The sequence below is a fragment of the Cellulomonas alba genome, from assembly GCF_030362835.1.
Lineage (GTDB): Bacteria > Actinomycetota > Actinomycetes > Actinomycetales > Cellulomonadaceae > Cellulomonas > Cellulomonas alba.
In genome coordinates this window covers 591277-605986 of sequence record NZ_JAUCGQ010000001.1, presented here as the reverse complement: position 1 = coordinate 605986, position 14710 = coordinate 591277, and the positions used below count along the sequence as shown (strand labels likewise).

14 protein-coding genes are annotated in these 14710 nt (G+C 75.7%); 10 read left to right on the top strand and 4 right to left on the bottom strand.

Features of this window, described 5'->3' with window-relative positions; translation table 11 throughout:
- Nucleotides 1–9: 9 nt before the first annotated feature.
- Nucleotides 10–2766 (bottom strand): M48 family metalloprotease, encoded by a 2757-nt coding sequence (locus tag QRT04_RS02695; protein ID WP_289453343.1) that lies wholly within the window; start codon nt 2764–2766, stop codon nt 10–12.
- A gap of 34 nt (nt 2767–2800) precedes the next feature.
- On the bottom strand, nt 2801–3298 hold the full coding sequence (locus QRT04_RS02690) for a hypothetical protein (RefSeq protein ID WP_289453342.1): 498 nt from the start codon (nt 3296–3298) through the stop codon (nt 2801–2803).
- Nucleotides 3299–3569: 271 nt separating this feature from the next.
- Here QRT04_RS02690 and QRT04_RS02685 point away from each other — a divergent pair, with 271 nt between their 5' ends.
- The 5 genes from QRT04_RS02685 to QRT04_RS02665 all read left to right on the top strand — a co-directional run bounded on the left by QRT04_RS02685 (nt 3570) and on the right by QRT04_RS02665 (nt 9913).
- Nucleotides 3570–4529, top strand: a complete 960-nt coding sequence (locus tag QRT04_RS02685) for an ABC transporter permease (protein ID WP_289453341.1) — start codon at nt 3570–3572, stop codon at nt 4527–4529.
- Nucleotides 4526–5527 carry an ABC transporter permease gene (locus QRT04_RS02680; RefSeq protein ID WP_289453340.1) on the top strand — a complete coding sequence of 334 codons (1002 nt, stop codon included), beginning with the start codon at nt 4526–4528 and terminating at the stop codon, nt 5525–5527. The genes QRT04_RS02685 and QRT04_RS02680 overlap by 4 nt, the downstream gene beginning before the upstream one ends.
- Before the next feature lie 94 nt (nt 5528–5621).
- Nucleotides 5622–7307 (top strand): ABC transporter substrate-binding protein, encoded by a 1686-nt coding sequence (locus tag QRT04_RS02675; protein ID WP_289453339.1) that lies wholly within the window; start codon nt 5622–5624, stop codon nt 7305–7307.
- A complete protein-coding gene (locus QRT04_RS02670) occupies nt 7304–9133 on the top strand; it encodes a dipeptide ABC transporter ATP-binding protein (protein ID WP_289453338.1) in 1830 nt (609 codons plus the stop codon). The genes QRT04_RS02675 and QRT04_RS02670 overlap by 4 nt, the downstream gene beginning before the upstream one ends.
- Nucleotides 9134–9175: 42 nt before the next feature.
- Nucleotides 9176–9913, top strand: coding sequence for a VOC family protein (locus QRT04_RS02665; RefSeq protein WP_289453337.1), 738 nt, complete (start codon nt 9176–9178; stop codon nt 9911–9913).
- 27 nt (nt 9914–9940) lie between these two features.
- Here the strand turns inward: QRT04_RS02665 and QRT04_RS02660 are convergent, their stop codons facing one another.
- Nucleotides 9941–10729, bottom strand: a complete 789-nt coding sequence (locus tag QRT04_RS02660; RefSeq protein ID WP_289453336.1) for a DedA family protein — start codon at nt 10727–10729, stop codon at nt 9941–9943.
- Nucleotides 10730–10829: 100 nt separating this feature from the next.
- On the opposite strand from QRT04_RS02660, the gene QRT04_RS02655 reads away from it, so the two are divergent.
- From QRT04_RS02655 to QRT04_RS02645, 3 genes are read left to right on the top strand one after another with little or no spacing between them, the layout of a single operon-like run.
- Nucleotides 10830–11552: an RNA polymerase sigma factor gene (locus QRT04_RS02655; RefSeq protein WP_289453334.1), complete on the top strand. Its 723-nt coding sequence runs from the start codon at nt 10830–10832 to the stop codon at nt 11550–11552.
- Nucleotides 11549–11818: a hypothetical protein gene (locus QRT04_RS02650; RefSeq protein WP_289453333.1), complete on the top strand. Its 270-nt coding sequence runs from the start codon at nt 11549–11551 to the stop codon at nt 11816–11818. Before QRT04_RS02655 ends, QRT04_RS02650 begins: the two co-directional genes overlap by 4 nt.
- 57 nt (nt 11819–11875) lie before the next feature.
- Complete coding sequence (locus QRT04_RS02645; RefSeq protein ID WP_289453332.1) at nt 11876–12997, top strand: lactonase family protein; 1122 nt, start codon at nt 11876–11878, stop codon at nt 12995–12997.
- Between the two features lie 55 nt (nt 12998–13052).
- Here QRT04_RS02645 and QRT04_RS02640 read toward each other — a convergent pair whose 3' ends face one another.
- Entirely contained in the window at nt 13053–13472 is a 420-nt protein-coding gene (locus tag QRT04_RS02640; protein ID WP_289453331.1) for a VOC family protein, read from the bottom strand.
- A 200-nt stretch (nt 13473–13672) separates the two neighbouring features.
- Between QRT04_RS02640 and QRT04_RS02635 the strand changes: the two genes are divergently transcribed.
- Together QRT04_RS02635 and QRT04_RS02630 are read left to right on the top strand one after the other, a co-directional pair.
- The gene (locus QRT04_RS02635) at nt 13673–14074 is read left to right on the top strand and encodes a hypothetical protein (RefSeq protein WP_289453330.1); all 402 of its coding nucleotides are present in this window, start codon (nt 13673–13675) and stop codon (nt 14072–14074) included.
- An 89-nt stretch (nt 14075–14163) separates the two neighbouring features.
- Nucleotides 14164–14685, top strand: a complete 522-nt coding sequence (locus QRT04_RS02630) for a hypothetical protein (protein ID WP_289453329.1) — start codon at nt 14164–14166, stop codon at nt 14683–14685.
- Nucleotides 14686–14710 lie beyond the last annotated feature (25 nt).

Sequence of the window (14710 nt, the reverse complement as noted above, 5' to 3'; positions counted from 1 at the left end):
GCCGGAGCGTCACGAGCCGGCCGCGGCCGACACCATCGCGCCCCAGCGCTGCCACTCGCCGAACGCCGCGGTGTACGCGTCCTGCGCGCGCCCCTGGACCGAGGCGTCGTCGAACCGCAGGCCGACGGCCCACGCCGCGACGGCCGAGAGCAGGTCCTGGGCGGCTCGGACCTCGAGCGCGTGCGCCGCGACCACTGCGGGCAGCTCGAGCCCGGCGCCGTCGGTCCGCGCCAGGTCCCGCAGCTGACGCGCCGCGGCGACCGGCCCGGCCTCGATCTCGGACGCCATCGCGGTGCCGTCGCCACCCGAGGCGATCACGGCGGCGAGCGCGCGGTCGAGCGCGTTGACCGACGCGGCGACGGTCGGGACGACCTGCTGGAGGTACCGGACGTCGGCCGCGGACGGGCCGACGGCCACCGACGTGTCCGTCGGCGAGGGCCGGTTGGACCCGTCGGACCCGTCGGACCCGTCGGACCCGTCACCCGACCCGACCGTGCCGGCGAGGTTCGCGGCCGCCACCCGCGCGGCCACGGCGTCGGCCTCGGCCGTCGCGGCCGGGTAGAGCGCGTCCCGTGCCGTGAGCGCCGACGCGCCGAGCAGACCGGCGACGGCAGCGGCAGCGACGCCGGCCGCGACGAGTCGGCGCGGTGCACGCCGAGGTGCGTCGCCCGCGTCGTCGCGCCAGGCGTCCACGGGTGTCGCGTCTGCGACCGCGTCGTCCGCGAGGGCCGCGCCGGCGCCCGGGACCCGGCCCGCCCGGACGGCGAGGAGCCCCGGCGCCGTCACGAGCACGAGCACGAGCCCCATCGCCACGATGCCGCGCTGCACCGGCTGCACGAAACCCCAGGTCAGGTGCCCACCGAGCGCGGTGTTCAGCAGCACGAAGCCCGCGACCGCCACCAGCGCGGCCGTGATGCCGGCCACGAGCGCGGCCGCGAGGTCGGCGCCCAGCCCGACCACCGCCGCGAGCACCGCGGCGACCGCCGTCGCCCCCAGCACCCACGTGTACACCGCGTACCGCTGCTCGGCCGCGTCGGCGCTCGCCGCCCCTGCCACGGCGCGGAACACGGCGACGGCCGCCGCGCCGGCAACGCCCCCGCAGAGCCCGACCAGCAGCAGCGCGGCCAGCGTCGGCGACGTCCGCAGCGGCCACGGCCGCACCGGTCGGGGCTCGTCGACGGCGTGCGCCCAGGCGGGCACCCCGGCGGCGCGACGCAGGACGGTGAGCAGCGCGGCCACCGCCGCGAGCCCCCAGAACGTCGCGGCCGGCCACACCACGGGCACGAGCGTCGCGGCGGTCATCAGACCGAGCCAGCGACCGCCGAGGCTCAGCGACGCGTCGACGGTGAGCCCGGCCCACAGCGCGATCGCGAACGCGGCCGACGCGCCCACCGCGACGACCACCCACGCCGCGACGCGCGGCAGGTGCGGCGCGGCGTCCGCGGTCAGCTCGCCGAGCCCCCGCGTCAGCACCACCGCACCCGCGACGCCGAGCGCGGTCAGGGCGAGCCCGACGGGCGTCGAGTGCGACAGCCCGGCCGAGTTCCCGAGCGAGCACACGCCGCCGAGCACGATCCCGGCGAAGGCGCCGGCGGCCGCGGGCGCGACCGACGCCCGGGTGCCCGCGGCGCGGCGGAGGACGGCGTCGCGCCAGGCGGCGAGGCCGAGCGTCAGCCCGAGCATGAGCCCCAGGCCCGCGGCGGGCACGCCGATCGCCACGGAGCTCGCGCCCGGCGCGGTGAGCAGCAGGCCGCGCACCAGCGCGACCGCGAGCATGCCGAAGAACGCGACCGCCGCCGCGTCGAGCGCCGTCACACGCGAGGCGAGCGCGGGCCGGTCGAGCACCGCGACGCGCTCCGCCGCGCTCGGGTGCAGCGCGAGCCACGGCGGGCGTGGGCGGCCGGTCGCCGCGTCGGCCTGGCGGGCGAGCAGCGTGCGGAGCGCCGCCCGCTGCTCGTCGCTGCGCGCGGAGTCGAGGTCCGCGTCGTGCTCCCGGTCGCGCACGAGCGCCCGCGCCGCGACGAAGGTCGCCGCCACCAGCACCACCGACCGCCACACGTACGCGCCGAGGATCGAGGCGTCGCCGTCCACCACGGCCCACACCACCGGCACCACGACGAGCACGGCGAGCACCCACCAGGCGGCCGTCACCACCCACACCCAGCCGGCGTCGCGCCGCCGCACGTGCACGAGCTCGTGCCGCACCACGGGGTCGAAGAGCCGCACGTCGCGGGCCCGCAGCGCGAGCGCGCGGGGCAGCGCGACCCGCCCGGCGCCGTACGCGAACGCGTCCGTCTGCCGCGGGCCGCCGACGTCGAGCCGCGCGCGGGGGACGCCGAGCTCGGTGGCGAGGGCGCCGAACCGCGCCACGGCGGTCGTGAACCGCGCGTCGGCCGGCCGCAGCGCGTGGCGTCGCCGCAGCACCACCGGGACCAGCAGCGCGCCGATCGCCGCGAGGCCGGCGACGACCACGACCCCGAGCGCCGACGCGAGGGCGAGCCGCGAGGAGACACCCGCGGTGCACGCCTCGAGTGCCGAGGCGCGTGGCAGCGTGAGCCCTGCGGCCCGCGTGCGCTCGACGCACACCTCGAGCCGGGCGACCCACTCGCGGCCCGCGGGCGACGCGTTCTCGGCCCACGCACCGAGGTACAGCCCTGCGGCCACCAGTGCCGTCGCGAGCGTGACGGTGGCGGTCGCGGTGCGCGACGGTGCGAAGGTCGTCGCCGGGTACCAGCGGGCGCCCGGCGCGCTCGTGGTGGTGGTCATCGTCGGCCCCCTCCCGGCGTCCGTGCCCAGGAGCTCAGGTCGCCGCCGGGCGCAGCAGCGCGCCCACGACGGCGTCCGCCACCAGGCCCGCGCGCGCCTCGTCGAGCCCGGCGCTCGTCGCGCTGCTCCGCGTGACGGCCCGCAGCCGTGCGACGTCCGCGTCGGAGAGCGCGAGCGCGTGCGGCGCCGTGCTCGGGTCCGGGTGCCGCCCCGCGAGCCGGCCGATCAGCGCCTTCACCCCGGCGCGCACCGCCTCGGCGCCCTCCTCCTGGGCCGAGTCCGCGACGACGGACGCGAGCCAGCGGACGGCGGCCACCGCGGCGTGCACGATGAACGGCCCCAGCAGCGCGAGCTCGAGCCCGAACCCGACCGTCCCCTCGCCGCGGCCGGGCGCGAGCGCAGCGGCCGGGTCGTCGAAGTACAGGTCCGCGGTCTCGTCGAGGATGGGCAGCTCGTCGGGCGAGGCGGTCGCGAGCGCCTCGCGCGCCAGCTCCCGTGCCGCCGCCTGCTCGACGTCCGGTGTCGTCGTCATGACGCCTCCTCGACCCCCGCTCGGCCTCGTCCTGGAGAGGAACGGGCGCGACGGCGGGTGATACCCGACGGTCCCGCACCGCGGCCGGCGGCGCCAGGGTGCTGGGCCGAGTCATCCCATCACTGACGTATGCTGCTCGGGACGCCTCGGCGTCGAGCGCCGCCCGCCGGGTCGGCGCATCCTGGGTCTCGTCAGGAAGGAGAGGTCGTGCGCGCCTGTTGTCGCTGTCCGCAGCGCCGCCGCACGACGACCGACCGACCCTAGGAGACCCATGACGCTCGACCACGCCGACGAGCTGGTCGCTGCGCCCTCGAGCCCAGGTGCGGCGCGCCCGGCGCGCCGCGAGACGTGGTGGCGCGTGCTGCGCCGCGACCGGTTCGCGTTCACCGGCCTGCTCGTCGTCGTCGGCTACGTCGTCGTGGCGCTCACGGCCCCGCTCTTCCTCGGCTGGCTCGGCGTCGACCCGTACACGTACCACCTCGACGCGCTCGACGAGAACGGCGCGCCCGCGGGCTGGGGCGGCGGGATCAGCGCCGAGCACTGGTTCGGTGTCGAGCCGCTCACGGGCCGCGACCTGTTCGCGATCGTCGTCATGGGCTCGCGCGCGTCGCTCGCGGTCGGGCTCGGCGCCACCGCGGTGGCGGTGCTCGTCGGCGCGACGCTCGGGGTGCTCGCCGGCTACGCGGGCGGCTGGGTCGACGTGCTCGTCAGCCGCATCGTCGACGTGCTGCTGGGCTTCCCGGCGCTCGTGTTCATGATCGCGCTCGGCGCGATCATCCCGCTGCGGTTCCCGCACTCGCCGCGCATCCTCATCCTCGTCCTGGTCATCGGGCTGTTCGGCTGGACCTCGATCGCGCGGGTGGTGCGCGCGCAGTCGCTGACGCTCCGGTCGCTGGGCTTCGTGCGCGCGTCCCGCGGCCTCGGCGCGGGCTCGGGCCACATCGTGCTGCGCCACGTGCTGCCGAACCTCGCCGCGACGGTCGTCGTGTTCGCGACGATCTCGGTGCCCGGCGCGATCGGCTCGGAGGCCGCGCTGTCGTTCCTGGGCGTGGGCGTGCAGCCGCCGACGCCGTCGTGGGGCCGCTCGATCGGCGACGCCGTCACGTGGTTCAGCAGCGATCCGATGTACCTGGTGTTCCCGGGCCTCGCGCTGTTCGGCATCACGCTCGCGTTCAACGCGTTCGGCGACGGCCTGCGTGACGCGCTTGACCCGAGGGCGGTGCGCCGGTGAACGCGCGCCACGTCCTGCGCTTCCTCACGACCCGCGTCGCGACCGTCGTGCTCGTCCTCGCGGTCGTCTCGTTCCTGACGTACGCGGTGTTCGTGCTGCTCCCGGCGAACCCGGCGGCCGCCGCGTGCGGCAAGCCGTGCACGCCCGAGCGGCTCGCGACGGCGCAGGCGTTCATGGGGCTCGACAAGGGGCCGCTCCAGCAGTGGTGGGACTTCGTCGTCGGCATCTTCACGGGCCGGACATTCGGCACGGGTGCCGCGGCGATCCACTGCCCGGCGCCGTGCCTCGGGTACTCGTTCCAGCTCCGGGAGCCGGTGACGACGCTCATCGCAGCGCGCTTCCCGGTCACCGCGTCCATCGCCATCGGCGCCGCGATCCTGTGGCTCGTCATCGGAGTGTTCGCCGGGACCGTCGCGGCCGTCCGCCGGGGCACTGCGCTCGACCGCGGGCTCATGGTCGCGGCCGTCACCGGCGTCTCGGCGCCGAGCTACCTCGTCGGGTTGCTCGGCATCCTGCTGTTCGGCTTCACGCTCGACATGGTCCCCGTCTCGGGCTACGTCCCGTTCGCGACGAGCCCGGTCGACTGGGCGTGGCACCTCGTGCTGCCGTGGTGCGTCCTCGCGCTGCTCTCCGCCGCGATCTACGCCCGGCTGACGCGCGCCCAGATGATCGAGGCGCTCGGCTCGGACTACGCCCGGACGGCTCGCGCCAAGGGGCTTCCCGAGCGCCGCGTCGTCACGCGCCACGCGCTCCGCAACGTCACGATCCCGATCATCACGCTCTTCGGCCTCGACCTCGGCGTGCTGCTGGGCGGCGCGGTCATCACCGAGAAGGTGTTCTCGATGCCCGGCATGGGCGCGCTGCTGCTCGACGCGGTCAGCACGACCGACCTGCCGCTCGTCGTCGGCATCACCGTGTTCTCCGCGGCGCTCATCGTCGTCGCGAACCTCGTCGTGGACCTCGTCTACGGCGTGCTCGACCCGCGGGTGCGCGCATGACCGCGCGCGTGTGGCGGCCGGCCCGGCGATGTCGGTGGCGCCTCGAGCGCCGCCCCCGATGACGCACCCGCAGACAGCCCCCGGAAGGACCCTCATGCGCACCACCCGAACCCGCCGCCTGCTCCTGGCGGCCTCCGCGACCGCGACCGCGCTCGTGCTCGCCGCCTGCAACGCGAACCCGACGACCAGCAGCACGTCGAGCGCCCCCGCGGCCGCGGCGCAGCAGGGCGGCGAGCTGCACATCCTCACGTCGCAGACCGCGATCAACTGGGACCCCGCGACGAGCCAGAACCTCGCGATCACCACGCTGGGCCTGGTCGAGCGCCGCCTCACGACGTGGGACGCGCAGGCGGGACAGCCGTCCAAGGTCGTCCCCGACCTCGCGACCGACACCGGCACGCCGTCGGACGACGGCAAGACGTGGACGTACCACCTCAAGCCGGGTCTGAAGTTCGAGGACGGCACGCCGATCACGGCGAAGGACGTCAAGTACTCGGTCGAGCGCTCGTTCGCGCCCGAGCTGTCCGGCGGCCTCAGCTACCACAAGAGCCTGCTGGTCGGCGGCGACTCGTACACCGGGCCCTACCAGGGCAAGGAGCTCGACTCGATCGCGACCCCCGACGACTCGACGATCGTCTTCCACCTGAAGTCGGCCTTCGGCGACTGGCCCTGGATCGTCTCGATGCCGGCCTTCGGCGCGGTGCCGCAGGCCAAGGACTCCGTCTCGGGCTACACGACGAAGCCGGTCGCGACCGGCCCGTACAAGGTCGCCGAGACGCAGCAGGGCGCGTCGGTGACGCTGGTCCGGAACGACCAGTGGGACCGCTCGACCGACGCGGTCCGCACGGCGGGCCCGGACTCGATCGTGTTCGAGCTCGGCCAGGACCAGACGGTGAGCGCCAAGCGGCTCATCGCCGACTCGGGGGCCGACAAGAACGCGTTCGGCGCCAACTTCGTGCCGCCCGCGCAGCTCGCGCAGGTCGCGCGGGACCCCTCCGCCAAGGACCGCCTCGTCACGTCGGGCGCGGGCGCGCTCGCGTACCTCGCGATCAACACGCAGGCGCCGGGGCTGACCGACGTCAAGGTGCGCCAGGCGCTGCAGTACGCGGTCGACAAGCAGGCGTTCCTCGTCGCGTCGGGCGGCGCGACGGGCGGCGAGCTCGCCTCGACGCTCATCACGCCCGGCATCGCGGGGCGGCAGGACTTCAACCTGTACCAGGCGGCGCCGTCGGGTGACGTCGCGAAGGCCCGTCAGCTGCTGTCCGAGGCCGGCTGGAAGAGCCGGCAGCTGCGCCTGCTCGTCGACTCCGACGCGACCAACCCCGCGCAGGGGCAGGCGATCCAGCAGGGCCTCGCGCGCGTCGGCCTCAAGGTGACGATCGTGTCCCAGCCGGACGACGTCTGGTCGCAGACCGTCACGCAGGGCGACGGCTCCAAGTACGACCTCGTGCTGTCGTCGTGGCAGCCGGACTTCCCGAGCGCGAACGGCAACATCCAGCCGCTGTTCGACTCGTCGCAGATCGGCGGGGGCGGGTACAACATCTCGCGCTACTCGCAGCCCGAGGTCGACCAGCTCATCGCGCAGGCGACGGTGGAGACGGACACGAGCAAGGCCGCGGCGATCTGGGCGCAGGCGGACAAGCGGATCATGCAGGACGCCCCCGTCGTGCCGCTGATCTACACGAAGAACTCGTTCCTGCACGGCTCCCACGTGCAGAACTTCGTCATCCCCGCGTTCCCCGCCTACCCGAACTACCTCAAGGTGACGCTGGGCCAGTGAGCACGCAGACGCGCGGCACGGCCGCGGAGCGCGACGGTCGGCCCCTCCTGCAGGTCGAGGGGCTGACCGTCGAGTTCGACGCGCGCGAGCCCGGCGAGCCGCGCACCGTGGCGGTCGCCGGTACCTCGTGGTCGCTGCGGGCGGGCCGCGTGACGGCGCTCGTCGGCGAGTCGGGCTCGGGGAAGTCGGTCTCCGCCATGGCCGTGCTCGGGCTCCTGCCGCGGACCGCGCGGGTCGGCGGCAGCATCGTGCTGCGGCGCGACGGCGACGGGGTCCGCGCCGGTGACGACGTGGCCGGCGTGGAGCTCGTGGGTGCGGCGCCCGCGACGCTCCGTGCCGTCCGCGGCGCCGTCGTCTCGCTCGTCTCGCAGGAGCCGATGGGCGCGTGGAACCCGGTCCTGACGATCGGCGGCCAGGTCGCCGAGGCGGTCCGGGCGCACCGCCGGGTGTCGCGCGGCGAGACGCGCGAGCAGGTCCGCGCGCTGCTGCTCGAGACCGGGCTGACGGACCCCGACCGCATCGCGGCGGCGTACCCGCACCAGCTCTCGGGCGGCCAGCTCCAGCGGGCGCTCATCGCGATGGCGCTCGCGCAGGACCCGGTCGCGATCGTCGCCGACGAGCCGACCACGGCGCTCGACGTGACGGTGCAGGCCGGGATCCTCGACGTGCTGCGCCGGCTGCGCGACGAGCGCGGTACCGCGACGCTGCTCATCACGCACGACATGGGCGTGGTGGCCGACCTGGCCGACGACGTCGTCGTGATGCGCGACGGTCACGTGGTCGAGCACGCCGAGGCGCGCGACCTGTTCGCGGCGCCGCGGCACGACTACACGCGCGCGCTGCTCGACGCGGTGCCGCAGCTGGGCGTGACGGCGGCAGCAGGCGGCTCTGCCGCGCCCTCGGACCCGACGCAGGCGGGTGCGCCCGCGCCGGGCGCGGCCGTCGAGAGCCCTCGAGGGCACGCCGTCTCCGCCGACACCGCCGTCTCCGCCGACACCGCCGCCGCCGACCCGGTCGTCCGCCTCGACGACCTGCGCGTCACCTACCCGGGCTCGCGCGGCCGGCCGCCGGTGCACGCGGTCGACGGCGTCAGCCTGACCATCGAGCGTGGCCAGGTGCTGGGCCTGGTGGGGGAGTCGGGCTCGGGCAAGACGACGCTCGGCCAGGTGGTGGCGGGTCTGCTGCGCCCGACGAGCGGCCGCGTGGTCGTCGCGGGCACCGACCTGGCGGACGCGAGCCGGGCCGGTCAGCGCGCGCTGCGCCGCCGCACGGGCGTCGTGTTCCAGGACCCGGCCTCCACGCTCGACCCGCGCTGGACGGTGGCCCGCAGCGTCGCCGAGCCCCTGCGGCTGCACACGGACCTGTCGACGGAGGCGGTCCGTGCGCGCGTCGGCGAGCTCCTCGACGCCGTGCACCTGCGGCCCGAGCTCGCCGACCGGTACCCGCACGAGCTGTCCGGCGGTCAGCGGCAGCGCATCGCGATCGCCCGCGCGGTCGCGCTCGACCCCGACGTGCTCGTCGCCGACGAGCCGACGAGCGCGCTCGACGTCTCGGTGCAGGCGCGCGTGCTCGCGGTGTTCCGCGAGCTGCAGGCGCGGCTCGGCTTCGCGTGCCTGTTCATCTCGCACGACCTGGCGGTCGTCGAGCGCGTGTGCGACCGCGTCGCGGTGATGCACGCAGGGCGCGTCGTCGAGTCCGGGACGTCGGCGGAGGTCCTCGCACGGCCGCGCGAGGCGTACACGCGCGCGCTGATCGGTGCGGCGCCGGTCGCCGACCCGGAGCGGCAGGCCGAGCGCCGCGCGGCTCGAGCCGCCGCCGACGCGTAAAGCCGGCGGCGCGACCCGCGCCGGGCGCCTAACGTCGGGCGCGTGACGCTGCAGCTGGTCCAGGTGAACATCAAGGCGCGGGACGACGAGCGCGTCGGCCGGTTCTGGGCGGAGGCGCTCGGCTGGGCCCTGTCGAGCGAGGGCCCGGGGGTCACGAACGTCGAGCCGGTGGGCTTCGACTGGCCGGACCCGACGGCCGTCTGCGTCGACGTCGTGCGCGTGCCCGACCCGGAGACGGTCCGGTACCGCGCGCACCTCGACCTCGCCTCGACGTCGGCCGAGCACCAGGCCGAGCTCGTCGCGCGGCTGGAGGGCCTCGGCGCGACGCGGGCCGACATCGGCCAGGGCGACGTGCCGTGGACGGTCCTCGCGGACCCCGAGGGCAACCTGTTCTGCGTGCTCGAGCCGCGGCCGGTGTACGCCGACACGGGACCGATCGCCGCGGTCGTCGTCGGGTGCTCCGACCCGCGCGGCCTCGCGCGGTTCTGGGGTGCCGCAGCCGGCTGGACGGTGCACGAGGAGCACGACGAGTGGGCGCGGCTCCGCTCGCCCGCCGGTGTGGGCCCGTACCTCGAGCTCGTCCGCGTCGACGACCCGGGTGCCCTGCGTCACCGCATCCACGTCGACCTGCTGCCCACGCCGGGCTCCGACCAGGACGCGGAGGTGGCGCGCCTGCGCGCGATGGGCGCGACCGACGCCGACGTCGGCCAGGGCGACGTGCCGTGGCGGGTGCTCGCCGACCCCGAGGGCAACCAGTTCTGCGTGCTGCACCCGAGGTGACGTGAGCGCGACCGCCGGGTGAGCGGCTCAGACGGACGGGCTCCGAGCGGGCGTCGCAGCGTCGGGCGGCGCCGCACTCGACGCCGACGGAACCTCGTCCGGCCGCGCCCCGGCCGCCGGGACGCCCTCGCGCCGGGCCTTGCGCAGCCGCAGGAACACGACGACGAGGGCCGCGGTGGTGATCGCGCTCGAGATGACGATCGACGCGAGGGGGAAGTCGGCGAGCGCGCTCGCGACGACGTACGCGAGCGTCGCGGTGTAGACGGCCCACAGCGTCCCGCCGATCGCCGACCAGAGCATGAAACGCCGCCACGGGTAGCGCGTCACGCCGAGGCTCGCGTTGACCACGAAGCGCATGCCGGGCACGTACCGCCCGACCACCAGCAGGGCCGGCGCGCTCGACCCGAGGTACGACATGGCGAGCGCGACCTTGTCGTTCTGCATCGTCGCGTCGACGCGCGGCTGGAACCGCCTGCCCGCGCCGCGTGCGAGGAAGTAGAGCGTCCAGTCGCCGACGACCGCGCCGATCGCCGACGCGAGGATCACGAGACCCAGCGCGAGCTGACCGGAGGCGGCCAGGGTGGCGCCGGCGTTCACCGTCGTCTCGCCCGGGAACAGGGCGCAGATGGCGTCCGCGAACACGAGCCCCGCGATCGCCACGTACGCCCAGGCGCCGGACTCCCCGGTGACGGTGCCGAACCCGTCGGACGCGCCGACCCGGTTGAGCACGGCGACGACGACGAGCAGCAGGACGACGGCGGCGAGCGCGACGCCGAGCACCCGGCGGCGGGACCAGCGGTGACGGGTCGGGGCCACGGGCCCACTGTAGGGATCCCGGCCCGGTCGGCGCGGGTGGTCGCACGGCTCTTCTCGTCGGGTCCTTGACGGGCACGTCCCGGCACGTCACGGTCGTGGCGTGCCCCGGGACCGCGCGAACCCCGCTGCGGCGCCCGCCCGCGGTGGGGCGCGACGCGCGGCGGCCGAGGAACCGCAGCGGGTCACGGCTACCCGTGGCGGTGCGCTGGACGAGGCGTCCACGACGTGGTTGCGCACGCTGGCCGCCGACGGCGCCGAGCGCGACGCGGCCTGCGCGAGGCTCCACGACCTGCTGCGCCGCGCCGCCCATCGCGAGGTCGCCCGACGCGCCGGACAGCTGCGCACCACGGGGACCGAGCTGGACGACCTCGCGCTCCAGGCCGCGGACGACGCGATGGTGTCCGTCCTCGGCAAGCTCGGCGAGTTCCGCGGCGAGAGCCGGTTCACGACGTGGGCCTACAAGTTCGTCGTGCTCGAGGTGTCGAGCAAGGTCGCGCGGCACCGCTGGCACCACGACGCGCCGACCGTCGCGGAGACGGACTGGTCGGCGCTGCCGGACCGGCTCGGCCTGGGTCCGGAGGCGTACGCGGTGCAGCGCGACCTCGTGCGGGCCGTCCGGCGCGCGGTCGAGGCAGAGCTGACGGAGCGCCAGCGGGGCGTGTTCGTCGCGGCGGTGCTGGACGGCGTGCCGCTCGACGTCCTCGCGATCGAGCTGGGCTCGACCCGCGGCGCGCTCTACAAGAGTCTGTTCGACTCCCGACGGAAGATCCGCGAGCGGCTCGTCGCTGATGGATATCTGGACACCCTGGTGAGGCACCGATGAGCGGCTGGACGAGGCTGGACGCCTTCCTGCGCACCGACCCGCGCGACGTCGGCTGCGACGAGACGCTGCGCGTGCTCGAGATCTATGCGGAGCTCACCGCCGCCGACCCCGCAGAGGCGCGCTCGCGCTTCCCGGGTGTCGCGGCGCACGTGGCGAGCTGCGGCCCGTGCGCGCAGGACCTCGCCGGCCTGCTGGAGCTGATCCGCGCCGAGCAGGACGCGGCGGACGGCGCCGACGACGGGGGCCTGCCCGCCGCCCCGAGGTAAGACCCGCGCCGCGCGCGACACGAACGGGAGGTCCGATCCCTCGAGGAAGGAACTCCCATGAAGCCCATCGCCCGTGCGGCGGCCACGCTCGCCGCAGCCGCGGTCTCGATCCTCACCACCGCAGGCGTCGCCTCGGCGAACGCCGGGCCGAGCGCGGCCGGCGAGGTCTACGTCCAGACGAACGACCCGGGCGGCAACGTCGTGCGGGTCTACGACCGGCTCCACGACGGCTCGCTCCGCGCGGCCGGCAGCTACGACACGGGCGGCCTCGGCGGAGCGCTGACCGGCGCCGTCGTCGACCGGCTCGCGTCGCAGGGCTCCGTCCTGCTCGACGCGCCGGCGCACCTGCTCTACGTCGTCAACGCCGGCAGCGACTCGCTGACCGTGTTCGGGGTGCAGGGCAGCCGCCTGCACCGGCTCCAGGTCGTGCCGACCGGTGGCGACTTCCCGGTCTCTGTCTCCGCGCACGACCACCGGCTCGCCGTGCTCAACGCGCGCGACGGCGGCTCGGTCCAGGGCTTCGCACGGGTCGGCGCCCGGGTGGTCCCCGTCGCCGGGTGGCACCGCGACCTCGGCCTGGATCCGGCCGCGACGCCCGAGTTCACGCACACGCCGGGCCAGGTGGCGTTCACGCCCGACGGCCGCGCACTCCTCGTGACCACGAAGGCGGGCAGCAACGCGGTCGACGTGTTCCGCTGGGGTGCCACCGGTCTCGCGGACGCGCCCGTCGTGACGTCGCTGCCGGGCGCCGTCCCGTTCGCGGTCGCGTTCGACCCGCGCGGCCACGCCGTCGTCGCCGAGGCCAGCAACGCCGTCGCCACGTTCGCGGTCGAGGCGTCGGGCGCGCTGCGACCGCTCGACGCGCAGCCGACCGGCCAGGCGGCGACCTGCTGGATCGCGGCCGACGGCCGGCACGTGTTCCTCTCCAACGCGGGTTCCGCGACGGTGTCGACCTACCGCGTGGCCGCCTCCGGCGCGCTGCGGGCAGGCGCCGTCACGGCGACGCACCCGGGCACCGTCGACGCGGCCGTGTCGGGGGACGGCCGGTACCTCTACGTCGAGACGGGCGCACAGGGCGTGGTCGACGCGTTCCGCGTGGGGTCGCACGGCGTCCTGACGCCGGTCGGCTCGACCACCGTGCCCGGTGCCGCGGGCGGCGAGGGGATCGCGGCGTCCTGACGCGGCGATCGCGGGTCGGCGGCCGGTCCTCGCGGGGCCGGCCGCCGGTCCGTGCTCACGCCGGGGCGGCGCCGCTGATGTTGACGAGCCAGCTGACGCCGAACCGGTCGACGAGCATGCCGAACGTGTCGCCCCAGGGCGCCTTCTCGAGCGGCACCGTGACGGTCGCGCCGTCGGCGAGGCCGTCCCAGTAGCCGCGCAGCTCGCCCTCGTCCTCGCCCGAGAGCGAGACCGAGTACGTGCCGCCCGGCGTGAACGGCATGTCGGCGGGCACGTCGGCGGCCATGAGCACGAAGCCGCCGGGGGAGTGCAGCTGGCTGTGCATGACCTGCTCGGCCTCGGCCGGGTCGTGACTCATGCCGAACTCGCCGAACGTGCTCCGCTGCACCTCGCCGCCGAACACGCGCTGGTAGAAGTCCATCGCCTCGCGGGCCTGTCCGCGGAAGTTGAGGTAGGGGTTCAGGGTCGACGCCATCGTGGCCTCCGGTGCGGGTGGGATGCCTGGATTGTCTGCCCGGAGCAGCCCTCACCGCGAGGGGGCGCGGGGCTGCGCGTCGCCCCGACGCGCGTTCCCCAACGGTCGCCCGCGGGGGTGACGGTGCTGGTCGTCGCCGGTCGCGCCGCGTAGCGTCCCGTTCGAGCGTCGGTCGACGACGACTGATACCGGAGGTGCGCATGGCGCTCGCGGCGCCGCTCGACTGGGCCGGGCTCGACGCCCCTCGGAGTCCGCGGCGCGGCCCCTGGGTCGCGTGGCTCGTGCTCGCGGCGCTCGTCGTCGGGTTCGCGGCCTGCGCTGCCGCGGCGTACGCGCTGCAGCGTCACCCGCTGGCGTCCGACGGGCTGCCCGAGCGCATCAGGGTCGACGGCCGCGACTACGACCACGGGGACGCGCTGTCCCCTGCGCAGGTCGCCGCCGAGCCGCAGCCGTGGACATCGCTGGGCGACGTCGGTCCGCACCACGCGGCCGTGTTCGCGCCCGGCGCGGGCCAGGCGGCGCCGGGCTCGGACCCGACGGGCGTCCTCGTCGAGACGTCGCCCGGCGCGTACGTGTCCTACTCGCTCGTCGGCGGCCCGTGACGCCACGAACCTGACCCGCAGCGAGTGAGGCACACGGTCGACGCGGATGGTCGACTGGTGACGCCACCCGCACGCGCACAGGAGCAGCCATGGCACCCGACACGTTGGTCGTCATCGCCGGCCGGTACGACCAGGAGGAGGACGCGCTCGCGGACTTCGCCGCCGTCCGCAGGCTCTACCAGGAGCTCGACATCGTCGAGACCTTCGACGCCGCGGTGCTCACGCGCGACGCCGACGGCACGGTGCACGTCGTCAAGCGCGTCGACGAGCCGGTCCGACAGGGGTCGGTCGGTGGCCTGACGCTCGGCATCGCGGTGGGCGCCCTCGTGGCGTTGTTCCCGGCCGTCGCGCTCGGCGCGGGCGTCGTCGGCGGCGCGGCGCTCGGTGCCGGCGCCGGAGCCCTGGCCGGGCACGTCGTCGGCGGGATGTCCCGCACGGACCTCAAGGAGCTCGGAGAGCTGCTCGACGAGGGCACGAGCGGGCTCGTCGTCGTTGCCGCGGCCGACGCCGCGCCGCGCGTGGAGCAGGAGATCACGCTCGCCAAGAAGCGGGCGAGGGCTCGGCTCGATGCCCGGGTCCCGGGTCTGCGGGGCGCCCTCCCCGCAGTCTGAGCGGTGCCGTGGCTGCACTCCTAGG